The organism is Crenothrix sp., from assembly GCF_043729335.1.
GTDB lineage: Bacteria > Pseudomonadota > Gammaproteobacteria > Methylococcales > Methylomonadaceae > Crenothrix.
Map to the genome: position 1 here is coordinate 1 of NZ_JAYTLQ010000061.1, position 21,273 is coordinate 21,273.

The following is a 21,273-nucleotide window of genomic DNA, read 5'->3' on the forward strand; positions in this document are numbered from 1 at the left end:
AGCCTGTCGAAGGGTGGGCGGTTAAGCCGATCATGGTTCGACAAGCTCACCACGAACGGCTTAACCTGAAACTGTCCCACCTTAAGTGGATAGCCGAAATATTTCTTTTAGTCCCCAGAGCTTATGTGCCAAATCTTCAGTTTTAGAATGCGATGCCAACATAATGCCTGTTAACAAGGCGCCAATATCGGGGGATATATTGACTGCCTCAGCTATAACGCCACCGGCTAGCGCTAAGGAAACACCCAGTAATAAACGTAATTCGTCGGCACGGCTAATACTTAGAAAATAATGTGCAATGGGGCGCAATAAAGGTAAAAAAAGTAAACCAAGCGCCCAAGGTGTGGGTTGTTTGTTATCCGTTAAGGCCATCATTGCAATGGCGACAATATCCTGCAAAATGAGAATGCTGATGACATCACGGCCATGCAAACTTGATAGCTCGCCATTATCTTCTAACACTTTGACTGCCAGTACAGTACTGGAAAAAGCCAGGCTTACCCCTAACACTAGTGCGCCAGTAATGTGCTCTCCTAAAATAAAAAAAGCTGCACCCGATACAGCTGTAACAATGATTAAATGTAAACCACCAACGCGAAGTATCTCTTGACGCAAGAGTGAGCTAAGGTCAAGCTTTAAACCGACGGTAAACAATAATAGCTCAATGCCAACATCGGCAAAATGCGTTAACGTGTCTAACGCATCCAGCTTTAGAATATTTAATACATAGCCCGCTACCAAATAACCCACTAAAGGCGGAAAAAATAGCCGACTCGCAATCAGACCCGCAATATACGCAGCACCTAAGCACAATAATTCTTGCATAAACACTCACATTATCCAGATAACACTGGATCGTATTGGTTTAAAAGCATATTAGTTACGGGTTGTTTTTACAGTAGTTATCAAGCAAGGCTAAATACCTACTATACCCGTTAGTCTATTAACAACAATCAAGTCGAGCAATCATTGTAAATAATAGGCATCTTGTGTATACCGTTATGCAAAATTGCACAGCTGTGGAGATTTATGGCTTCAAAACTAATCTTATATCGCTAATTCAGCAGCCACTAAAAGACTTAGAACGATTAAAGCTATAAAAAATCTGTAGTTAGCAGAATACACGAAAAATAGGGTACAATGGCATAAGAACAAATCAATCTTATCCTACGTGCGTTGCACGTTTCTAAATTTTTCTACAGGTAAATACATGTCCAACGATGTTTCTCCAATACCCTCATTCCGTGATTTAGCCCTGATTGAACCGGTGCTAAAGGCACTCGATGATGTCGGTTATGAAACACCTTCACCCATACAAGCGCAAGTTATCCCCCTCATGCTGCAAGGCAAAGATGTCTTGGGACAGGCGCAAACTGGAACTGGTAAAACCGCCGCGTTCGCACTGCCCATCTTATCGCGCATAGATATAAAACAAAAAGACCCGCAAGTGTTAGTTTTAGCGCCTACGCGCGAACTGGCCATACAAGTAGCCGAAGCGTTTCAACGTTATGCTATGCACTTAAAAGGCTTCCATGTATTGCCAATATACGGCGGACAAGATTACAGTACCCAATTACGCCAGCTTAAACGCGGCGCACACGTTGTTGTTGGTACTCCAGGCCGCGTTATGGATCACATGCGCAAAGGCACATTGAACCTGGATGGCTTAAAAGTACTGGTATTGGATGAAGCCGATGAAATGCTACGCATGGGTTTTATTGACGATGTTGAATGGGTGCTGGAACAAACTCCTGATAATATACAAATTGCCCTGTTTTCCGCTACCATGCCACCGGTAATCCGTAAAATTGCCCAGGAATATTTGCATGAGCCTGAGCAAATCACCATTAAGGTAACGACGGCATCAGCAGTGAATATTCGGCAGCGTTTTTGGGTGGTCAGTGGTGTACATAAACTGGACGCGCTAACCCGTATTTTAGAAGCTGAAACCTTTGACGGGATGATCATTTTCGTTAGGACTAAAACAGCGACTATCGAACTTGCCGAAAAACTGGAAGCGCGGGGATATTCAGCATCAGCCATTAACGGCGACATGTCGCAAACCCTGCGTGAGCGTACCATTGCCCATCTTAAAAATGGCAAAGTAGACATTTTGATTGCCACCGATGTCGCCGCGCGTGGTTTGGACGTGGATCGTATTACCCACGTCGTTAACTACGACATTCCTTACGATACCGAATCTTACATCCATCGTATTGGCCGTACTGGCCGTGCGGGCCGTACTGGCGATGCGATTTTGTTTATTGCGCCTAGGGAAAGAAAGTTGCTGGCCAATATCGAAAAAGCCACCAAGCAAAAAGTGGAAGAAATGGGCTTGCCGTCAACCGAAGTCATCAACAACAAACGCATCTCACGCTTTAAACAAAACATTACCGATACCTTGGCTGCCGAAGAACTGAGTTTTTTCAGCCAGTTGATCGAGCAATACCAGCACGAACATAACGTCAGTGCTTTAGAAATCGCTGCGGCCTTAGCCAAATTGGTACAAGGTGATACACCGCTGCTCATGCAAAATCTGCCTAAAAGACCTAAAGATGACCGTGACAGCCGCGATAGCCGTGACGGTGGCCGTGAAGAAAGAGGTGCAAGAGCGCCGCGTGAAGACCGTCCGGAGAGAGAGCGTAAACCGCGTCGTTCCTTCAGTGAAGGCGCCAATATTGAAATGGAAACTTACCGCATTGAAGTCGGCCATGCGCATGGCGTAAAACCTGGCAATATTGTCGGTGCTATTGCTAATGAAACTGGCATTGACGGTGACCATATTGCCCGTATCCGTATTGAAGACGATTACAGCACGGTTGAGTTGCCTGCCGGTATGCCAAAGCAGTTGTTTGATGAACTGAAAAAAATCAGGGTGGCAGGGCAGTTGCTGAATATCTCTAAAATGGATGGTAGCAGCAAGCCTTATAAAGCCGATGATGGTGAAAAAAAAGTCGATAAAACTAAAAAAAGACTGAGTTCTGTCTCGCGTAGAGCCAAAGAAAAACCTGCTGAGTAAGTTTGAGCTTGTCATTTATAACAGGGAGATTCAACAAAACTTAACCGTTTGACTGAGCTATTGAAGCATGGGCGGTTAAACTGCTTTTGGAGCGTTAATGCACTCCGAAGCGGTTTAGCTTACACTGTCCCCTCCATTAAGTTACGCAAGAAATCTCCCTCTCTTGCTGGAGAGGGTGCGTGTCCCTTAGCTTAATGGCAGTGGGCTATAGGGTTAGCTGTTCTAAAGATATAATCGTGAGCTGTTCTGTTTTATCATTTTGCAAAACGTTTTTGTTAAAAATACTAGCTAATGGCACATGAGGTTAAGCCACGCGGCTGCATGCAATTAAGCCACTATGGATGAGTAATCGATGATACCGATTAGAGATACTGCGCCGTGTTATTCCAAGCCCTATGTTACCTGGGGTCTGATGATCATTTGGATTGTCATTTTTGTCAGCATGAAATTAATGCCTGATGAAATGTCTGTCAGGTTATTAAATATTTACGGCATGGTACCTATTCGCTATTCAAGCACGCGCTGGGCAGCCGTGGCCAATATTCCCTTCGATTATTATTTTTCCTTTATCAGCAACTTATTTTTGCATGGTAATTGGATGCATTTGGTGGCTAATCTGCTATTTATGTGGATTTTTGGCGATAATGTCGAAGATCGTATGGGCAGGTTGCCGTTTCTGGTGTTTTATTTGATCTGCGGATTTTTTGCCAGTATTTTGCAATGGTATTTTGATCCTATGCTGGCTATTCCTGTAGTCGGTGCATCCGGGGCTATCGCCGGGGTTTTGGCGGCTTATTTTTTCTTATATCCTCTTGAGCGCGTCATCCTGTTTTTATTCCCGATACTTGTTCCGGTTCCGGCTATCGCTTTTTTAGGTATTTGGGTCATGATACAACTCCACGATGCCACGACCTCTGTACTGTTTGAAGGAGGAACAATTGATGTGGCATGGTGGGCGCATATTGGCGGATTTATCACGGGCTGTATTTTGTATAGGCTTTTTCTTAAAGAACAGAAGGTGTGATAAAAATCGGTAGAACCCATGGCTTTCAGGTATAATTTGCGCATTCAAAAAGTTGGCTTTTTGACAATTAAGCCTTTGCCAGTACACCTTACTGATCAAAGCGACACTTAAAAGTTATCAGGAAATGAAAAGAAATATGAAAAAAGTTAACGTTGCTGTAGTAAGGCTGATTCAGTTTGTAGTGTTTGTGGTGTTTACCTTTATTGTTATGGCGTATTTTGGCGCTATTATTTTGCTGCCTTTAGATGCTATTTCTTTGCTCATCAAACTGATGGGAGCTGTTGGCTTACATGGTTTTATTGGGGCATTAATTGCTGTACCGGCAGTCGGTTATTTAGTATTGATGGCTTACAAAACGCCTGGTCTTAATAAAATGATTATTGAAACCGGCCTTGATTTGATTTCAACAGGCAAAGCTAAAGTTGAGGCTTTTAATGCGATTGCCAGTGACGTAAAGGGCTAATACTTAGTAATTGTCGAATACGGTACAAAAAACCGTTCGTGGTGAGCTTGTCGAACCATGATCTACTTTGCTGTGCATCCTGCTAAAAATAGTGGAAAATTGCCGATACCCGACATTATAGAATAGATGTGACTAAGTACTAGCTTACCCTTGGATTTTCCAAAAAAAGCGTGTTGACCTCAACGCGCTTTTTTTATGTCTATAGAACTCGCAAAAATTCTAAAATGGGCTACCTATAGACTTCCAGATAAATAACTTCCATTTTATAAAAAAAATCAATATCTTGACATGATTAGGTGTGGAAAATATTTATCTGAAAGTCTATAGATCACTAAAACTCTTCATTGGGTATAGCATGGGTGCAGGGTTTGATTTTTTATTAGTTTACTTTTTTCACATCGAACACCGTGCCTCGGATTGCCACAACCTTAACTTTGCTGTGGATATCGCAATCTTCACCCTGTACTTTCCATATCGAATCATCGACTTTAATCTTGCCCTGCCCATTTTCAATGGCTTCATATAAATTAAACACTCGTCCGATATATTGTGCGCCACGCTTATTTAACAGAGGCTGATCACTGTCGGTACTGATTTTTTTGCCATAAAATCGCCATAAAGTAACAGCGGCAATAGTCAGCATTGAAAAAATAAACACCTGGGCATTTAAACCCAGTGCCGGTAGTAAAAATACCAATGCCCCAGTGACAACACCTGATACTGCAAGCCACATAAAGAAAAAGCCCGGCGTAAGTATTTCCAGCACCAAACACACCAGCGCGATAATCCACCAATACCAAAAAACAAAAACCATTTCAGTCATAACGTCAGGCCTTTTTGGTGGCGTCTTTAACGAGCTCAGTAATGCCCCCTAATGCACCAATAACACAGGAGGAATCCAAAGGCATAAAAATCAGTTTGCTGTTGCTGGACGTAGCAATACCTTGTAAAGATTCAATATATTTTTGGGCTACAAAATAGTTGATTGCCTGTATATCACCTTTAGCAATGGCTTCAGATACCATGAGTGTCGCTCTGGCTTCAGCTTGTGCTAAACGTTCTCTGGCATCGGCATCGCGGTAAGCAGCTTCTTTACGGCCTTCGGCTTCCAAAATAGCGGCTTGCTGCGCACCTTCTGCACGTAAAATTTCTGATTGCCGCAAGCCTTCGGCATCCAAAATCGCAGCCCGTTTTAAACGTTCTGCTTTCATTTGCCGTCCCATGGCTTCCACCAAGTCTTTGGGCGGGGCAATGTCTTTGATTTCGATGCGAGTCACTTTAATACCCCAAGGAGTTGTGGCATCGTCTACGACCATCAACAAACGGGCATTAATATCATCACGACGCGACAGCAATTCATCCAAGTCCATTGAACCCATAACGGTACGGATATTGGTCATGATTAAGTTTAAAATGGCGATATCTAGTGTTCTAACTTCATAAGCCGCTTTAGGCGCATCCATAACCTGATAAAATACCACGCCGTCGACCGTTACCATCGCGTTATCTTTGGTAATAATTTCTTGTGATGGTACACTCATCACCTGCTCCATCATGATCATTTTGGCACCAATGCGATCAATGACGGGCATGATAATATTTAACCCAGGAGTTAACGTGCGCGTATATTTGCCAAATCGTTCCACGGTGTATTCCATACCCTGCGACACGGATTTAACACTCATAAAAACTAATACAATGGCAAACACTAAAGTCGTTAGAAAAAACACACCTATACCGCTCATAACCGCTCTCCTGTGTTAACTGAATACTTTTAATAGCTTAGTTATTAAAATTTTATTGTACTCACTTTAATAAATACTCTTTTAATATTAAAGTGTCCACATATAATAAACAATCGTTTAAATAATAGTCCAATAGGTAAATATCAATGTTAGTTACTGCTGCTATCAACTTAGGCTTACTCACAGCACTTTTTTTCATTGTCGGAATGATTAAGCCAAAATGGGCGCTGTTTTTTATGGACAAGCCCAATAGATTCATCATACTGATGATAACCACCGTCTTGATTATGGTGTCTTTTACCATGTTTGGAGAAGGCAATAGACAAGGTATTAAGCCAGACCAGTGGACTAAAGTACCCACGAAAGGCGCTTCTAACGCCACTGCAACTCCGGCCGTTACTGCGCCTGTTCCAGTGCCTGAAATAACGGACGATATCCCATCTCCAATGCCGCAAGCGCCAACTGCCAAGACTGCACCTGCACCGGTAGTTACGCCTGCGCCATCTGTTACAACCCCAGCGCCTGCCTCAGTACCTGCACCGACAGTTGTTCCTGCGACTCCCCCTGCTCAAACACCGGCTAAAAACTGAGGGTAGGGCGTAGCTCCCACTATTTTGTCTGTTTATTAGATGGGGAGTGGGCGCTACGACAAACGGTAAATAATCTGCCCAGCTTGTAGAGTGTGAGTGACTCTGCCTGTTAGTGTTTGCCCCCAAAAAGGCGTATTAGTTCCCATGCTTCGCCAACTTTCCGTATTAACTTGCCAGTTCAGGTTAGGGTTAAACACGCACACGTCGGCTGCAAAACCAGGCGTTAAAGCACCGCTGTTAATGCGAAGTATATTGGCAGGATTGCTGGTGAGCGTAGCAATACCTTGTTTTAACGTTAATGCCTGCTGCTTGACTAATTCAAGCATTAACGGCAACAGCGTTTCCAAGGATGACATGCCGGGTTCTGTTTCTGGAAACGCACCCAGTTTAGCATCAACATCGTGGGGCTGGTGGTCGGAACAAATGCTGTTCAGCGTGCCGTTGGCCAGACTTTGCCTCAGGTAATTTTTGTCAATTTCGGTGCGCAGTGGCGGCAACACATGGTAGGCGCTATCAAAAGGCGCCATATCATTTTCAGTTAAATGCAGCTGATGAATGGCCACATCCGCTGAAATAGCCAAACCGTATTTTTTAGCTTGAAATATTTTAATAACCGAACGTTTACAACTTAATTGGCCAAAGTGTACGCGGCAGCCCGTCAGTTCAATTAATTCCAGGCATTGTGCGACAGCAATGGTTTCAGCAGCTTCCGGAATACTCGGCAAACCGTAACGGGTAGAAACAGCACCTTCGTGCACACAACCATTATTGCCTAGCCAATAATCGTTAGCTCGAAACATCAACAATAAATCATGGCTGGCAGCGTATTCCATTGCCCGGCGTAATACGAGTAGGTTTTTTACCGGTTGGTTGGCATTGCCCACAGCGATACAACCGGCTTGTTTCAGCGCCAGCATGGAGCTTAATTCATTGCCTTCCAGTTTTTGCGTCAATGCGGCAATCGGATAAACTTGTGGATAATCAGCCTTTTCTGCTAAATCTTTGATCAATTCGGCAACTGCTGGCGTATCGATAACCGGAATGGTATCAGGATGTATGCACATCGTGGTGATGCCCGCACTAGCGGCGGCGCGGGTTTCGCTAGCGATGGTTGCTTTGCGGCTTTGGCCGGGTTCTCGCAAACGGGTACTTAAATCGATAAAGCCAGGACAGACGATGTGATTGGTTGCATCGATGGTTTCATCGGCTTTAAACCCCTCTGGTTGCTGGTCGATAGCGGCAATCTTGCCATCAGCAATATACACACAACCGATCCGGTCTATGCCATTGGCAGGATCAATAATTCTGCCGTGCTTAATATGAATGTTTTGTTTCATTCGCCCGCCCCCTGTTTTTGCATGGCCATCGCCATAATGGCCATCCGTATGGCAATGCCATTGCTAACTTGTCTTAAAATGACCGATTGCGGGCCGTCGGCGACTTTGGAATCAATTTCCACGCCTCGGTTAATGGGGCCTGGGTGCATGACAATAGCATCGGGTTTGGCGATTTTGAGTTTTTCTTCCGTGAGACCAAAGCATTTGAAATATTCACTTTCGCTGGGCAATAACGCCGATGCCATACGTTCTTTTTGTAGACGTAACATGATGATGACATCAATGTCTTTCAGGCCTTCGGTCAGGTTGTGCGAAACCGTGACCCCCATAGTTTCCACATGTGCGGGTAGTAAGGTTTTCGGGGCAATTACCCGAACTTCTGCAACGCCCACGGTATTGAGTGCCTGAATCTCGGAACGTGCCACTCTGGAATGTAAAATATCGCCAATAATGGCGACACGTAAATTGGAAAAATCTTTTTTGTACTGCCGAATGGTGAAGATATCCAGCATGGCTTGGGTAGGGTGGGCGTGTTGGCCATCACCTGCATTAATTACACTAATATGGGGCGCAGTATGCTGGGCAATAAAATGCGCCGCGCCACTGATGCTATGGCGCACCACAAACATATCCACAAACATGGCTTCCAGGTTGCGGATAGTATCCAGTAGGCTCTCACCTTTCGATGTCGATGAAGTAGCAATGCTAATGCTGATGACATCGGCGGACAAGCGTTTGGCGGCCAGTTCAAAGGTAGTGCGGGTGCGGGTGCTGTTTTCAAAAAACAAATTGACGATGGTTTTGCCGCGTAATAACGGCACTTTTTTAATTTGCTGATCGGACATGCCAACAAAGGATTCAGCGGTATCGAGAATTTCAGTCAGTAAACGCTTGTCCAGGCCATCAATGGTAAGGAAATGCTTGAGCTTACCTTCGGCATTGAGTTGTATGTTATGGCTCATAATTACGCTGCCACAACAACGTTTTCTACATGAATAGCAAGTGGGTCGGGACCCGTTAGCTTTATACGTTGCCCTGCATCAAGCTTGATGCTGATACCAACACAATCGGGGCTAAGTGGTATTTGTCGGCCATTACGCTGTATTAATACCGCTAAAATGACTTGGTTGGGACGCCCGTAATCAAATATTTCGTTCAATGCGGCACGTATGGTACGACCTGTGTAAAACACATCATCAACTAGAATAATATCGCGGCCTTCGAGGTTGGTGGGCAATTGACTGGGTTTAACATTGGGATGTACGCCGATTTGTGAAAAATCATCGCGGTAGAAAGCAATGTCAAGCAACCCCAAAGGTTCTTGAATACCAAGACGCTGATGCATGGTTTTAGCAACCCATACCCCGCCAGAGTGAATGCCGATCATTAACGGATTATCCAGCTGTCTGGTAATTATTGTTTTAGCGAGATTGGTTTCTAAATTAGCCAGCAAGTCGTTAATTTTTAAGTTGGTGTGGGTCATTTTGTGTGCGGTTGTTTAGCCAGGTTTGCAAAATAAGTTGGGCGGCCAGCTGGTCTTCTACTTCCCAAAGTTTGGTGGCACTAAGCTTAACCTCGTCAAATAACAGTTGTTTAGACTCATAAGTCGACAAGGTTTCGTCTTGTTGATAGACCGGCAGTTGGTATCGACCTTCCAGTTGGCGGCAGAATTTTAACATACGTGGAGTAATGGGATTATCCGAACCATCAAATTGTTTGGAAATACCGACCACTAATCCTATCGGTTGCCATTCGTGGATGAGTTGGCTAATGGTGTTCCAATCGGGGGCTTGGTTGACAGCACGCAAGGTTTGCAAGGGACTTGCCATGTGTGTGGTGATTTGACCGACTGCAATGCCTATCTTTTTGCTACCGAAATCAAAACCCAGATAGGTATCGGATTGTCTGGGTTGTAATGGATCGCGTTTAACCATGCCCAGCAGGCGCGGTAAGTTGATGGATATTGATACCAATCTGCTCGGCTGCGGCAGTCCAGCGCATATTAATAGAGGTGTCAAATAGGACTTGTTTGCCAAAAGGCGTATTTAACCAGGTATTGTTGAGCATTTCTTTTTCCAATTGGCCTTCACTCCAGCCCGCATAACCTAACGCCACCAAGTATTGCTCAGGGCCTTCACCGACAGCAATGGCTTCAATGACATCACGCGAGGTAGTCAGTGATATGGAGTCAGAGACTGCCATTGTCATATCCCAGTTGCCTCCATGGGTGTGCAACACAAAGCCGCGTTGCTGCTGCACGGGCCCGCCGGTAAAAACCGGCATATTGGCTGCCGCCTGAGAGGTGACCGAAATATTCATTTGCTTAAATATTTCGCCCAACTTCATATTGGCTAGACGATTAATGACGATGCCCAAAGCCCCTTCTTCATTGTGTTGACACAAATAGGTCACCGTATGAAAAAAAATAGGATCCGTTAACGCAGGCATGGCGATAATAAATTGATTATTTAAATAAGTTTCGCTAGTCATATCCGTCTGATTTAACAAGTAATTAATTTTAGGGAAATTACGGGGTTGTCATGCCCGATTCATCGGAAAATTTCCATTTACGGGTAATCACCAAAATTCGCAGCTCTTTAAGTAAAGCACTGGGTAACGGTGCAAACGGTGCACTCATTTTAACGATATTTTTAGCGGCTTCATCTAAAGCAGAATTGCCGGATGATTTTCTGATACGAATGTTATTGATACTGCCATCGGCTTTAATGCCGACATCCATAGTGAGCGTATTGGAGCCTTTTTTCGCAGCCACGGCAGGGAAATTAAGATTGCCAGTGCGTTCGACCTTGCTCTCCCAGTCTTTTATATACTGGGCGGCAACAAATTTATGCGCACTCACCTGAGCCAGGGTTTTAGACTTATTATCATCGCTACCTTGCGGATTGTACCGGATTTCTGAGCCTAATTGAGCAATTTGTTGGCGTAGTGTTTCGGCATCAATATGCGGTCTTTCTTCAGTTTTATGGGCAACAACGGGCTTAGCAGCCGTTACTATTTTCTTTTCAGATTTCTTTTTGACGACGGCTTTTGGCGCAAGCTGGTGTTTTATTTCCTGAGCTTCTTTATCTTCTGACTGTATTTTCTTTAGCGGTTTTTCATGCGGCTCAGCCTTTTCAGCATGACTGGGCAGTTTTTGTGCCGGTGGCTTGGCTTTTCTGACTTTATCTCCCGCACCTTCCTGATTATCAGGCGCCAAAAATTTTGCTTTTTTGGGGGCTTTTTTAGCGGGTGTCTGCGTTAAGGTCACATCAATCGAGGACCGATTTATTTTTTCCGTGTGGGGAGTCGTAAATTTAACAGTCAGGCCAACGATAATATGTACGATGATCGCGACAAATAACGCCAGTATCAGCGAGTCACTGTTGGAATAGTTGGGACGATCAAAAATAATGTTGTTTGACATAGTTAGTGTAGCGTGTTTTCTATGTGGTCCATTAATAATGCACAGATATTAATACTAAATTGCCGATCCAGTTCTTGTACGCAGGTCGGGCTAGTCACATTAATTTCTGTCAATTTACTGCCGATAATATCTAAGCCAACAAACACTAAACCTTTTTCGCGTAATGTGGGGCCAACCTGGCTGGCAATCCATCGGTCTTGTTCAGTAATTGGTTGTCCGACTGCACTACCTCCAGCGGCTAAATTACCACGGCTTTCACCTTGTGCCGGAATGCGCGCAAGGCAGTAGGGTATGGGCTCACCATTAATGAGCAACAAGCGCTTATCACCGTGTTTAATTTCTGGCAGATATTTTTGTGCCATGACATAGCGGCTATTATGCTGGGTCATGATTTCCAAAATAACGCTTAAATTTGCATCCTGTTGGTGCACATAAAAAATAGATGCACCGCCCATGCCGTCTAACGGTTTTAAGATGATTTCGCCGTGTTCTGCCAGGAATGCCCTAATTTTAGCAGAATTTCGACTAACCAGTGTTTCTGGGCAGCATTGGGGGAACCACGCGGTAAACAGTTTTTCGTTGGCATCTCTTAGCGATTGAGGTTTATTTACCACATAAGTTCCCCTGCTTTCGGCAAGTTCCAATAAATACGTGGCATACAGGAATTCTTGATCAAAAGGCGGGTCTTTACGCATTAAAATAACCTGCAACTCATCCAGTGCAATATCTTGCTCGGTTATAAACTCATACCACCGGCTGTCGTTGCGTTGTACTTTTAAAGTGCGTGTTCTCGCATAGGCTCTGCCATTGCGTAAAAAAAGATCATTAAGTTCCATATAATGCAACTCCCAGCCCCGTGCTTGTGCTTCTAATAGCATGGCAAAGCTGGTGTCTTTCTTAATATTGATTTGATCAATGGGATCCATGACCATGCCGAGTTTAATCTGCATCAGTGTCTCACTAGTCTGGTTTTAAGGTAACATTGGCGCATATTATAGTTTGTTATTTACCTTGAGATGTTTTTTTGGTATAAAGGTAAAATAACTTTTGAATTAGACAGGCCAAGAGGATAATCATGTCTAGAGTATGTCAAGTAACGGGTAAACGTCCTGTTACCGGTAATAACGTATCACACGCAAATAACAGAACCAAAAGACGTTTTTTGCCTAATCTGCAACACCACAGATTTTGGGTAGAAAGTGAAAACCGTTGGGTTCGCCTTAGAATTTCTGCTAAGGCAATGCGTATTATTGATAAAAAAGGTATAGACGCTGTATTGGCGGATGTACGTAAAAGCGGTATAAAAGCCTAACTTAAGGAGATAGACAAATGCGCGATAAAATTAAATTGATATCTACCGAAGGCACTGGCCATTTTTATACCACAACCAAGAACAAAAAAACGATGCCTGAAAAGATGGAGATCAAAAAATTTGATCCCTTCGTTCGCAGACACGTTATTTACAAAGAAGCAAAAATTAAATAATGACTGCTTGGATCGAGTGTGGTGTTAATCTGCGCTCGATCTTTGAAGACTTCAAAACAGTCTTTGCAATTAAAACCAGTCTACATACCCCGCAGCACGCATTTTCCACAGATTATTTCAGCCATTTAATAATGAAGGTAACCAGACCTGGTTGATTACGCTGGGTGGGCATTTTCCACAGATTATTTCAGCCATTTAATAATGTGATCTTCCACTCGATCAACATCTGATTCTTTCATCGCATAGCTGCGTATTGATATACCGGCATTGTGCGTGCTCGCTGGTTTTCCTGACACCAGCGGATGCCATCCTGGCAGTGCTTCACCATCAGCAAGCAAGCGATAAGCACAGGTTGACGGCAGCCAGTTAAATTGTGCAAAATCATGCTGCTTTAAATCAAGGCAGGTCGGTACTTTTTGGGTGCGTTCGCTATAGCGCGTGCAGCGACAGGTTTTTAGATCAATTAAATCACATACGACACTGGTAAAGTGTATTTCACCGGTTTTTTCGTCTTCCAGTTTGTGCAAACAACATTTGCCGCAGTTATCGCATAATGACTCCCATTCTTCTGTGGTCATTTCGTGTAATTTTTTTGCTTCCCAAAATTCCATAATTTTATAAGTGTGTTTTACAGTACGTTAGCGTAGTCTTGTTCAAGTTGGCGAAAATTCATGGAGGTCATAAAGCGGCTAAAGCTTAACCACGCAGAAAGCCCCATTAAATCGGTGAATTGGGGCGGTAAAAAACGCGGCGCGATAACAGTGCCTTCTTCAACCAAATCAACCAAGACTTTCATATCTTCCAGCATGGTTTTACCGCAAAATAGCAAGGGAATGCGATCTGGCTTACCTTTGCTGACTGCCAGGCGCATAAAATTGTACGTTAACACAAAACCTTTAATGTAGGTCAAATCCTTGGTAAACGGTAGCCCTTCGGGTGTACTGCCTCTGAAAACACGACTGCTTAACAGATAGCTTTCATCTTCACTCATGTCCCTTTCGCGAAAAAACTGAAAAATATCCATAAAATTTGCACCCTCTTCAACCAAGGTAATGGCGCGCACCCGATTAATCAGGCGCATTAATCGATTGGGCGTAGAGCTGAACGTCAGTATTTCCATTAGCACTGCAAGGCCCTCTTGCGTTACCGTAGCAGAAGGCGGGCCTTTACCTAAAAAAGTACAATAAGGTTGCGCTAGGCCGTTCAGCGTAGTACCTAAGTGCACCCATATCTCGTGGACTTCAAGGACCCGTAAATCACGCTGGTTAAACAAGGCATCAGCACGCAGCTTGATATAATCGGTGCCTGCGGCAGCATCCGATAAAATGCCGTCACTGAGCATGGCCCGCAAGCCATCGCCCGGGAATAGGGCTTGTATCTTTTCATTCAAAATAGCAACGGCATCTTTTGCGGTTATTGTTTTGGCTTCTTCAGTCAGAAAATCCAGTTTAAGCAGTTGCTGTAAAGTACCTTCCATCATGCTGCCTAAATCGGCAATAGTGGGATCACCGACATGAAACACATCTTGTGATGAGCCGTATAGCTCTTGAGAAATATTGGAAAAAAGTGGTGTGCCTCGGCCAGTAAGCATATCCACGACATCTTGATATTCACGGCAAATACGCCGCATGATGACGCTCAGTGGATTGAGCTGTCCTAATTTTCGTACTAAGTCGCGCTCAATTTGATAAAATTCGTATTTTTTTTCGACAGGATCAAAACCCAAGGGGCGGTTTGCATAGTATGCGCCGTCAACGGGTGGCGGGATTTTGCACTGGCCATTAAAAAAAGCCTGCTTAATACCGTCATCCCATTTAATAGCGTCCAAGATGCGTATAGGCTGTTGAGCTTTGACAATGCGATCCGACAGTGTTTTTACTTCAATTAAATAACTGGACGGTGATTTTGCAATTTTGTTAGTCATGGCGACAAGGTTAGCATTACGCAATAGAAGTATTAACGGCTATGGTAACAGAAACCGCCTACCTTAAAGGGATACAGTGATTTTTTTAGCCAGCGACACTTAAAAAATCCATATAAATATCTTGTATTTAAGATTAATTTAAGATTAAACGCAGAGAATCCGCCTAGAAGTTGGAGTCAGTTAATACTATAAGGGAAGAGACACCAGTGGTCAGGTCGGTCTGGCAGTACAGTTAAAAAAATTGAGTGTACTGTCTCCTAGCAATGCAATAATACACAAAAAGTAGTCAATCATGAATCAGTCAAACTTAAAAACCTTAGTCCACGGCGATGACATTGTATCGTCAAAGCGCCATTTTTTAAAAAACATAGCCTGTGGATCGCTTTTAACCCTTGGAGGAGGACTGCCTGAGATTGCTAAAGCATCTGCCTGGAGTTTTCCCTCTAGCCGATCTGTTGCGTTTGAAAACGTGCATACGGGCGATAAGCTTAAATTGACTTATTTTGAGGATGGCAGGTATGTTAGGGATGCTTTGCACGAAATCAGTTATGCGTTGCGGGATTATCATACCGATGATGTTTATCCTATAGACCCTGCGCTAGTAGATCAGTTGTATGATTTAAAGAATACCCTGGGTATCAGCAAACCTTTTCATATTGTTTCGGGTTATCGCTCACCTTTAACTAATGCTCATTTACGCCGTACACAACGCGGTGTGGCAAAGCATAGCTTGCATATGGAAGGAAGAGCTATTGATATCAAAATTGAGGGACTACGCACCAAAACCATACGCGATGCTGCACTCAGTTTGCGTAGTGGTGGTGTAGGTTACTATCCTTATGCAAAATTTGTACATTTAGATACTGGACAGATTAGAACATGGCGTAAGTAAGTTGTTATCAGGAATGGCTGTGTATCAGAGATAGCAGCTATTCCATATCCACAATTTATCGAGGCTTATTACAGCGTTTTTATACCAGGTGAATACCATTAATTATTGGCAGTGAGTACACATCTAGGTTTGCACTCCATTCAATATAACTAATGGATACTGAAAACGCTGTATCTACTTTAAAGCCTAAACAATCCCCCAGCAAAGTTTAATTTTTAAAACAAGAGCTTTGCGCTTTAAAAACAGACATCTCTTTTACAACTTAAGTCACTTAAATCGGCTGTTTTCGTATCTGATAAGCGATAGCTTTCCTCGACAATTCCAATTTATTCGCAACCCATACAAGCTTAAGTGGTGTTTAATTTACTACTACAGACGCCAAAATCTTGTGGCCACAAATCCGCATTATTGCATTAATTCCGCTGGCCTCAGATCTAAGGTGTTTGGGGAAGTTGGAGTGGGCGGAGTTGTCAGCTGAACCTCTATTTTCTTTGGGGGAACAAATATCACTTGATCGGATAAATCTTGCGGTTTTGTTAGCGCTGCCAGCAATGGCGGATCACGGTCGTAGATATCAGGGTAAAACATCAATTCGTCATTTTGATTAGAAAATGAAGTGCTGTAGAAAAGTATCACGGGTATGGGTTTTTCCAGTGCAACCTCCTGCATTGCGGTATTTTTCATAGCCTTACTAATGGCTTCCTTGCCCCACCCCTTTTGATTTTTGAAGACAAATTCTGCCAGTCTTTCAGGGTTTTCAACACGCACACAGCCGTGACTAAAATCTCTTCTGGTCTTTTTAAACAAAGCTTTAGAAGGTGTGTCATGTAAATACACATCTGCTTTGTTGGGGAAAATAAACTTTATTTTACCGAGGGCATTACTTTTACCCGGCCGTTGCCGCACTCTGAAGATGCCGCGCTTTAACTTGTCTATTGCCACTGCATTTAAAGGCACAAGTTTCGCTGGATTTCCATAATTAGCAACAACTTCCATGTTTTGCTTGGCTAAAAAGTTCTTGCCACTCGCCAATTTAGGCAAAATCTCTTCTTTTAAAATAGTTGAAGGGACATTCCAGTAAGGTAAGAAATTAATGAAGCGCATATCAGCCATGAGAACTGGCGTTTGGTTTTTTAATGATTTACCCACGACTACATTGGTGTTCAATACCGTGGGATGCTCTGCATCAATGTCATCAAATGCCCATAATTGAAAAGCAGGGATATTAACAATGACCGCTTGCCCCGGATTAAATTCAGGCAGCCACCGGAAACGTTCCATGGCCAGCTTAATTTGCGTTACACGTTGCTCTAACGGCACATTGATAGCATTGACAGTATCTTTATCCAAAACACCTGATGCGGTTAAGCCATGACGCTGCTGAAACCGCTTAACCGCTGCGGCCATTTTATCGGTATAACGTGTGTTATTAATGGCTTCAGTTGGATTTTCTTGTAAAAAATCACCTACCGCTATTAAAAAGCGCTGTAATTCGGGGAGCTGTGGGTAGTCACTGCCGAGCCCAACATTTTTTCCAATAACAAGGTGAATGGGCGGGGTGGCTTTGGCTAGTTCGGTGTAAGTTGCCAGCGCCTGTTTTAATTTTGTATATTGCTTTAGCTTAGGCTCAACTTGCGAGGGTAATTGTGCAACAGTGCCTGATGACACATTCTTTACAATCAATGCGGGTAAATCCAGTAACTTTTCTTGCCGTGGTTTTAAGTTAAAGTTAAGCGTTTTAGGGTCTACTGTGCCATAGTGCAAGTCGTGGGCAAAACGCAGTATGGCAATGCTCAAGGCAGTATCATACAAAGCAAGTTGCAGATAGGCATCGCCCTTTAAACTTAATGCGGCCGGTAATTTTTGTTGCAGTACATCAAAATCGTAATTTGCTGGATTAAGGCCATAATTTGCGGCACTGGCTAATAAACCAAGTGCGTCATGAGTATTTTTTTGGGCATTGGCATTGTTCAACCATACTAATTGGCCGCCTGATAGCTTGTAAATTAAGGCAAGGTCTTCGGCGCGATTGGGGAAATTCGAGCGTATTAAATAAGGGTTTTGTTCTGCCATGATAATAGTGTTAATTTCTTTACCGACACCTGTTTCTAGCAAAATTGGTGCTTCGGCTTGCAAAGAACATATCGGCAAGCTTAAGAAAACAAATATCAGCAACCGGTGAGCACACTTTTTTGTATTGATATTCAGGTTGTTTTTAGTGCGCTGATAGAACAATTTTGTGAGGTTAAACATTTTTATTTCGTCTCAGTTATTAATACTGCCCTGAGTACTCGTGTTTGCCATCAACCTGATTTGCAGGATGATGGAGCCCAAAATCACAAAACAGGTGGTTTAGGCTAAAAGTGCTCATAAGATTAGCAGCTTAGTATAGCGGTTATTTTTAGAAAATAATTCATTACGTAATTTAATATCTTCCACGACCTGAAATTGATAATAGTTGCCATATTATAGGCCTATGAGTATAATGTGGAACTTGGTAGTGAGATAGAATTTTAGGCGCGTAGCTCAGCTGGTTAGAGCACCACCTTGACATGGTGGGGGTCGTTGGTTCGAGTCCAATCGCGCCTACCAGAGTATTAAAGCCTTACATGAAAATGTAGGGCTTTTTTTATGCCTGAAATTATCTACGTCACACTCACGTCACAGTTCAAAATAAATCAGGGCAATAAACGGCAATATTCACCGCACTGATTGCCGCCCAAATCCTTAAGTTTTTAGCTTGATTAGCAGTGACTTAAACCTGTTTTTCAAATTAACCAAATCCAAAGACCTTTATCCTATATTGTTATCTACCTAGTCGTTTTGAAATTTTATCCTATTATTAGGTTTGGCGACTTTTCTTAATGTTTGTGAATGGGTACGCTCTTACCTCCGTGTTAGACGTGTACTTAACGATTCACGGCTGTTATCGGAATTTATCGGTTTTTACTTAAAGGAATAACTCTATGAAGAATTCAATAGGCACAATAGCTATTTTTAGTATTGTTTATGCCGTCATAAGTCATACAGTAAGCGCAGATACACTCGGTGTAGTTCTAAACGATGTTATAAAAGACGTGTCAGTTGTGCAAAAAACATCTGTGGCTTGTTCGAGCAATCCCTATCGCATAACAGCAGCTGGGGTACATTTAGAGTCAATATCATTATAAACGCATTTGCCAGGAATAACATTATGCCTAAATCTCGCTCTTTATCCCAAACTTCCATCAACGTTGCATTGTTAAAAATTGCCATTAGTGCAGGCCTGTTAGCAATGGGTATTACTCAAGGGCTTGCCAATAACGATCCGTTAAACGCTAGTGCATTAATTGCTGATTACGTTCCTGGTAATCCAGGATTGGAAATTGCAATACCCACATCGAAGAAGGTTGGCAATAAGACTAGCTTCAATTTTGATGTGTTTAAGTTAGGCACTAAAATTAAACTCTTCTCAACAACTACCCGATTGCTTCCAGGCTGTAACTTTTCTGGTCCAGATTACAGTTATACTCGTATTGGCAACAATATTGTAATGACATTAAGCGGATATTGCCCAGCCACTGGGCCATCCAGTAGTGAAGTTTACGGGATTCATGTTTACGGAGTTGATGTTTCAACGGCTGCCAAAACACCTTGGGTTAAGTCTTATTCTGGCGAATTAATAGGCACGGGTATCGTACCTGACAAAAATAAGAATGGTGTTGATGAGGTATCTGTAATAGTGGGAACAGAGGTCAGTGGTGGCGGCAACGATTACTCTGTTTACGTTTATGATGCCAAAACCGGTGCAACAGTGGCTACTATGCAGAAATATGCGGTAGAGCGCTAATCCATTTTGATATGATTGAGTAACAGGATTGGCCTGTTATCTCAATCCGATTGGGTAATATTTTTTACAAAACAAAGTCAGTGGCATTAAGTATTGTGGGTATTACACCAGCCAACTGGATTTCATATTCGGCAGCAATGTCAGCATCGGTGTTGAAATAAATGATACCTGCGTTATAGCGGATTTGACCTATTGCTGCTGTAAAGCTTGTTACAAAGCTATAAGCCTGATTCCCTGTAATGCTGGTATTGCTGTCGATGGTGGCAAGATCAATTTTATCCTGGCCGCGTGTGAAGTCGGTGATGACATCACGGTTGATGCCAATATTGAGTTCATTGAGGGCATTGAAATCAAAGCTGTCGTTACCGTTCCCACCCATCAGTGTATCTTTTCCAGCACCGCCGCTAATGATGTCATTGCCAAGTCCGCCATTGAGTATGTTGTTGCCGCTATTGCCGGTGAGCTTGTCATTGTAGTTTGAGCCAATGAGGTTTTCGAAATTGAGTACGGTGTCGCTACCGGAACCCACAGTGGTTTGGGCGCTTGTTGTTGCCAGGCTGACGGTAACGCCGGTGTTGGCGATTGTGCCGTAAAGATAGCTGAGGGTATCTATACCAGTCCCGCTGTCCATGATGTTATTGGCGCTGTTGGCATAAAGGTTATTGTTGAGCGTGTTGCCGGTGAGGTTGGCAGCGGTTGTTGTAGCGATGCGGCCATTTTCTACGTTTGTACCTAGTGTGTAGATATTCAGGTAGCTGTAGACGATATCTGTGCCGCCTGTACTGGCGGTGGCATTGGTTTCGTTGACTTTGTCGCCGATGTTGTCGACGTAGTAACTGTCGTTACCATCGCCACCGATCAAGGTGTCTGGCCCCAGGCCACCGTTGAGAGTATCGTTGCCTAAGCTACCGTTCAGAATGTTATTGCCGTTATTGCCGATTAGGGTATCGGCGTACTTGGAGCCGGTGATGTTTTCGATGTTCCTGATAAGGTCGGCACCCGAAGCGCCGCTGGCTGTGGCTTGGTCGCTGACATTTAGGATGGATAGGTTTAGGGTTACGCCAATTGCGCCAGTGCTGGTTGTATAATAGTAAGATAATGTGTCTATGCTATTGCCACCATCGATGATGTTGATACCGTTGTTAGCATACAGGGTGTTGTTAAGGCTGTTGCCAATGGCATTGATATCTGTTGTACCCAATAAGCGCAGGTTTTCGACGTTGCTGCCTATAGCATCTGTCCCATCTGTATTGGATAGGTCATAACTAATACTGGTTTGGATTAAATCTACGCCACCGATAGTAGAGGAGGCATTAGTTTCGGTAACGACATCATAGGTATTATCAACGAAGTAGATGTCGTTGCCATCGCCGCCGATCATGGTATCAGCGCGTTCTCCGCCATTAATGGTGTCGTTACCGATACCCCCTGTTATATTGTCATAGCCGCCGCCAGTGTTGATGGTGTCGTTGCCGTCACCCGCCAGCACTTCATCGTTGCCTGCGCCCAAGTTCAGCGTATCGTTACCTGCTCCGGTCTCG

At 43.5% G+C, this 21,273-nt stretch carries 22 protein-coding genes and 1 tRNA gene; 9 read left to right on the forward strand and 14 right to left on the reverse strand.

Annotated features, from left to right (window positions below; translation table 11 throughout):
- Nucleotides 1-81: 81 nt before the first annotated feature.
- Entirely contained in the window at nucleotides 82-825 is a 744-nt protein-coding gene (locus ACHZC4_RS15365; protein ID WP_394754753.1) for a cation:proton antiporter, read from the reverse strand.
- Nucleotides 826-1,210: 385 nt separating this feature from the next.
- On the opposite strand from ACHZC4_RS15365, the gene ACHZC4_RS15370 reads away from it, so the two are divergent.
- From ACHZC4_RS15370 to ACHZC4_RS15380, 3 genes are all read left to right on the forward strand, one after another.
- Complete coding sequence (locus tag ACHZC4_RS15370) at nucleotides 1,211-3,019, forward strand: DEAD/DEAH box helicase (RefSeq protein WP_394754754.1); 1,809 nt, start codon at nucleotides 1,211-1,213, stop codon at nucleotides 3,017-3,019.
- 352 nt (nucleotides 3,020-3,371) lie between these two features.
- On the forward strand, nucleotides 3,372-4,043 hold the full coding sequence (locus tag ACHZC4_RS15375; protein WP_394754755.1) for a rhomboid family intramembrane serine protease: 672 nt from the start codon (nucleotides 3,372-3,374) through the stop codon (nucleotides 4,041-4,043).
- A 136-nt stretch (nucleotides 4,044-4,179) separates the two neighbouring features.
- A complete protein-coding gene (locus tag ACHZC4_RS15380) occupies nucleotides 4,180-4,506 on the forward strand; it encodes a hypothetical protein (RefSeq protein WP_394754756.1) in 327 nt (108 codons plus the stop codon).
- A gap of 379 nt (nucleotides 4,507-4,885) precedes the next feature.
- Here the strand turns inward: ACHZC4_RS15380 and ACHZC4_RS15385 are convergent, their stop codons facing one another.
- Together ACHZC4_RS15385 and ACHZC4_RS15390 are read right to left on the reverse strand one after the other, a co-directional pair.
- Nucleotides 4,886-5,329: an NfeD family protein gene (locus tag ACHZC4_RS15385; RefSeq protein WP_394754757.1), complete on the reverse strand. Its 444-nt coding sequence runs from the start codon at nucleotides 5,327-5,329 to the stop codon at nucleotides 4,886-4,888.
- A gap of 4 nt (nucleotides 5,330-5,333) precedes the next feature.
- Nucleotides 5,334-6,251 carry an SPFH domain-containing protein gene (locus ACHZC4_RS15390; protein ID WP_394754758.1) on the reverse strand — a complete coding sequence of 306 codons (918 nt, stop codon included), beginning with the start codon at nucleotides 6,249-6,251 and terminating at the stop codon, nucleotides 5,334-5,336.
- A 146-nt stretch (nucleotides 6,252-6,397) separates the two neighbouring features.
- On the opposite strand from ACHZC4_RS15390, the gene ACHZC4_RS15395 reads away from it, so the two are divergent.
- The gene (locus ACHZC4_RS15395; protein ID WP_394754759.1) at nucleotides 6,398-6,841 is read left to right on the forward strand and encodes a hypothetical protein; all 444 of its coding nucleotides are present in this window, start codon (nucleotides 6,398-6,400) and stop codon (nucleotides 6,839-6,841) included.
- Between the two features lie 53 nt (nucleotides 6,842-6,894).
- On the opposite strand, the gene ACHZC4_RS15400 is transcribed toward ACHZC4_RS15395, so the two are convergent.
- The 7 genes from ACHZC4_RS15400 to gshB are packed head-to-tail and all read right to left on the reverse strand — an operon-like array spanning nucleotide 6,895 to nucleotide 12,552.
- Complete coding sequence (locus ACHZC4_RS15400) at nucleotides 6,895-8,178, reverse strand: dihydroorotase (protein WP_394754760.1); 1,284 nt, start codon at nucleotides 8,176-8,178, stop codon at nucleotides 6,895-6,897.
- Nucleotides 8,175-9,140: an aspartate carbamoyltransferase catalytic subunit gene (locus ACHZC4_RS15405; protein ID WP_394754761.1), complete on the reverse strand. Its 966-nt coding sequence runs from the start codon at nucleotides 9,138-9,140 to the stop codon at nucleotides 8,175-8,177. Before ACHZC4_RS15405 ends, ACHZC4_RS15400 begins: the two co-directional genes overlap by 4 nt.
- A 2-nt stretch (nucleotides 9,141-9,142) precedes the next feature.
- Entirely contained in the window at nucleotides 9,143-9,661 is a 519-nt protein-coding gene (pyrR, locus tag ACHZC4_RS15410) for a bifunctional pyr operon transcriptional regulator/uracil phosphoribosyltransferase PyrR (protein WP_394754762.1), read from the reverse strand.
- Nucleotides 9,636-10,112, reverse strand: coding sequence for a Holliday junction resolvase RuvX (gene ruvX / locus ACHZC4_RS15415; protein WP_394754763.1), 477 nt, complete (start codon nucleotides 10,110-10,112; stop codon nucleotides 9,636-9,638). The genes pyrR and ruvX overlap by 26 nt, the downstream gene beginning before the upstream one ends.
- The gene (locus tag ACHZC4_RS15420; protein WP_394754764.1) at nucleotides 10,105-10,668 is read right to left on the reverse strand and encodes a YqgE/AlgH family protein; all 564 of its coding nucleotides are present in this window, start codon (nucleotides 10,666-10,668) and stop codon (nucleotides 10,105-10,107) included. Before ACHZC4_RS15420 ends, ruvX begins: the two co-directional genes overlap by 8 nt.
- A 37-nt stretch (nucleotides 10,669-10,705) precedes the next feature.
- Nucleotides 10,706-11,602: a TonB family protein gene (locus ACHZC4_RS15425; protein ID WP_394754765.1), complete on the reverse strand. Its 897-nt coding sequence runs from the start codon at nucleotides 11,600-11,602 to the stop codon at nucleotides 10,706-10,708.
- A 2-nt stretch (nucleotides 11,603-11,604) separates the two neighbouring features.
- Entirely contained in the window at nucleotides 11,605-12,552 is a 948-nt protein-coding gene (gshB, locus tag ACHZC4_RS15430) for a glutathione synthase (protein WP_394754766.1), read from the reverse strand.
- A gap of 125 nt (nucleotides 12,553-12,677) precedes the next feature.
- Here gshB and rpmB point away from each other — a divergent pair, with 125 nt between their 5' ends.
- A complete protein-coding gene (gene rpmB, locus ACHZC4_RS15435) occupies nucleotides 12,678-12,914 on the forward strand; it encodes a 50S ribosomal protein L28 (RefSeq protein ID WP_087142827.1) in 237 nt (78 codons plus the stop codon).
- 17 nt (nucleotides 12,915-12,931) lie between these two features.
- Nucleotides 12,932-13,087: a 50S ribosomal protein L33 gene (rpmG, locus tag ACHZC4_RS15440; protein ID WP_087142828.1), complete on the forward strand. Its 156-nt coding sequence runs from the start codon at nucleotides 12,932-12,934 to the stop codon at nucleotides 13,085-13,087.
- 182 nt (nucleotides 13,088-13,269) lie between these two features.
- Here rpmG and ACHZC4_RS15445 read toward each other — a convergent pair whose 3' ends face one another.
- Nucleotides 13,270-13,698, reverse strand: coding sequence for a YcgN family cysteine cluster protein (locus ACHZC4_RS15445; RefSeq protein WP_394754767.1), 429 nt, complete (start codon nucleotides 13,696-13,698; stop codon nucleotides 13,270-13,272).
- A gap of 17 nt (nucleotides 13,699-13,715) precedes the next feature.
- Nucleotides 13,716-15,011, reverse strand: a complete 1,296-nt coding sequence (locus tag ACHZC4_RS15450) for a flavohemoglobin expression-modulating QEGLA motif protein (RefSeq protein ID WP_394754768.1) — start codon at nucleotides 15,009-15,011, stop codon at nucleotides 13,716-13,718.
- Between the two features lie 292 nt (nucleotides 15,012-15,303).
- On the opposite strand from ACHZC4_RS15450, the gene ACHZC4_RS15455 reads away from it, so the two are divergent.
- Nucleotides 15,304-15,903: a DUF882 domain-containing protein gene (locus tag ACHZC4_RS15455; protein ID WP_394754769.1), complete on the forward strand. Its 600-nt coding sequence runs from the start codon at nucleotides 15,304-15,306 to the stop codon at nucleotides 15,901-15,903.
- Between the two features lie 405 nt (nucleotides 15,904-16,308).
- Here ACHZC4_RS15455 and ACHZC4_RS15460 read toward each other — a convergent pair whose 3' ends face one another.
- Nucleotides 16,309-18,156 (reverse strand): murein L,D-transpeptidase, encoded by a 1,848-nt coding sequence (locus ACHZC4_RS15460; RefSeq protein ID WP_394754770.1) that lies wholly within the window; start codon nucleotides 18,154-18,156, stop codon nucleotides 16,309-16,311.
- A gap of 262 nt (nucleotides 18,157-18,418) precedes the next feature.
- On the opposite strand from ACHZC4_RS15460, the gene ACHZC4_RS15465 reads away from it, so the two are divergent.
- Nucleotides 18,419-18,495: transfer RNA gene (locus tag ACHZC4_RS15465), tRNA-Val, on the forward strand.
- Nucleotides 18,496-19,096: 601 nt separating this feature from the next.
- Entirely contained in the window at nucleotides 19,097-19,732 is a 636-nt protein-coding gene (locus tag ACHZC4_RS15470; protein WP_394754771.1) for a hypothetical protein, read from the forward strand.
- 64 nt (nucleotides 19,733-19,796) lie between these two features.
- Here the strand turns inward: ACHZC4_RS15470 and ACHZC4_RS15475 are convergent.
- A partial coding sequence (locus tag ACHZC4_RS15475) for a hypothetical protein (protein WP_394754772.1) occupies nucleotides 19,797-21,273 on the reverse strand: 1,477 nt, incomplete at its 5' end.

What these genes read in the sequence shown, in the direction of transcription:
- ACHZC4_RS15365 (WP_394754753.1), bottom strand. Translation starts at nt 825, where the DNA reads ATGCAAGAATTATTGTGCTTAGGTGCTGCGTATATTGCGGGTCTGATT.
- ACHZC4_RS15370 (WP_394754754.1), top strand. Translation starts at nt 1,211, where the DNA reads ATGTCCAACGATGTTTCTCCAATACCCTCATTCCGTGATTTAGCCCTG.
- ACHZC4_RS15375 (WP_394754755.1), top strand. Translation starts at nt 3,372, where the DNA reads ATGATACCGATTAGAGATACTGCGCCGTGTTATTCCAAGCCCTATGTT.
- ACHZC4_RS15380 (WP_394754756.1), top strand. Translation starts at nt 4,180, where the DNA reads ATGAAAAAAGTTAACGTTGCTGTAGTAAGGCTGATTCAGTTTGTAGTG.
- ACHZC4_RS15385 (WP_394754757.1), bottom strand. Translation starts at nt 5,329, where the DNA reads ATGACTGAAATGGTTTTTGTTTTTTGGTATTGGTGGATTATCGCGCTG.
- ACHZC4_RS15390 (WP_394754758.1), bottom strand. Translation starts at nt 6,251, where the DNA reads ATGAGCGGTATAGGTGTGTTTTTTCTAACGACTTTAGTGTTTGCCATT.
- ACHZC4_RS15395 (WP_394754759.1), top strand. Translation starts at nt 6,398, where the DNA reads ATGTTAGTTACTGCTGCTATCAACTTAGGCTTACTCACAGCACTTTTT.
- ACHZC4_RS15400 (WP_394754760.1), bottom strand. Translation starts at nt 8,178, where the DNA reads ATGAAACAAAACATTCATATTAAGCACGGCAGAATTATTGATCCTGCC.
- ACHZC4_RS15405 (WP_394754761.1), bottom strand. Translation starts at nt 9,140, where the DNA reads ATGAGCCATAACATACAACTCAATGCCGAAGGTAAGCTCAAGCATTTC.
- pyrR (WP_394754762.1), bottom strand. Translation starts at nt 9,661, where the DNA reads ATGACCCACACCAACTTAAAAATTAACGACTTGCTGGCTAATTTAGAA.
- ruvX (WP_394754763.1), bottom strand. Translation starts at nt 10,112, where the DNA reads ATGGTTAAACGCGATCCATTACAACCCAGACAATCCGATACCTATCTG.
- ACHZC4_RS15420 (WP_394754764.1), bottom strand. Translation starts at nt 10,668, where the DNA reads ATGACTAGCGAAACTTATTTAAATAATCAATTTATTATCGCCATGCCT.
- ACHZC4_RS15425 (WP_394754765.1), bottom strand. Translation starts at nt 11,602, where the DNA reads ATGTCAAACAACATTATTTTTGATCGTCCCAACTATTCCAACAGTGAC.
- gshB (WP_394754766.1), bottom strand. Translation starts at nt 12,552, where the DNA reads ATGCAGATTAAACTCGGCATGGTCATGGATCCCATTGATCAAATCAAT.
- rpmB (WP_087142827.1), top strand. Translation starts at nt 12,678, where the DNA reads ATGTCTAGAGTATGTCAAGTAACGGGTAAACGTCCTGTTACCGGTAAT.
- rpmG (WP_087142828.1), top strand. Translation starts at nt 12,932, where the DNA reads ATGCGCGATAAAATTAAATTGATATCTACCGAAGGCACTGGCCATTTT.
- ACHZC4_RS15445 (WP_394754767.1), bottom strand. Translation starts at nt 13,698, where the DNA reads ATGGAATTTTGGGAAGCAAAAAAATTACACGAAATGACCACAGAAGAA.
- ACHZC4_RS15450 (WP_394754768.1), bottom strand. Translation starts at nt 15,011, where the DNA reads ATGACTAACAAAATTGCAAAATCACCGTCCAGTTATTTAATTGAAGTA.
- ACHZC4_RS15455 (WP_394754769.1), top strand. Translation starts at nt 15,304, where the DNA reads ATGAATCAGTCAAACTTAAAAACCTTAGTCCACGGCGATGACATTGTA.
- ACHZC4_RS15460 (WP_394754770.1), bottom strand. Translation starts at nt 18,156, where the DNA reads ATGTTTAACCTCACAAAATTGTTCTATCAGCGCACTAAAAACAACCTG.
- ACHZC4_RS15470 (WP_394754771.1), top strand. Translation starts at nt 19,097, where the DNA reads ATGCCTAAATCTCGCTCTTTATCCCAAACTTCCATCAACGTTGCATTG.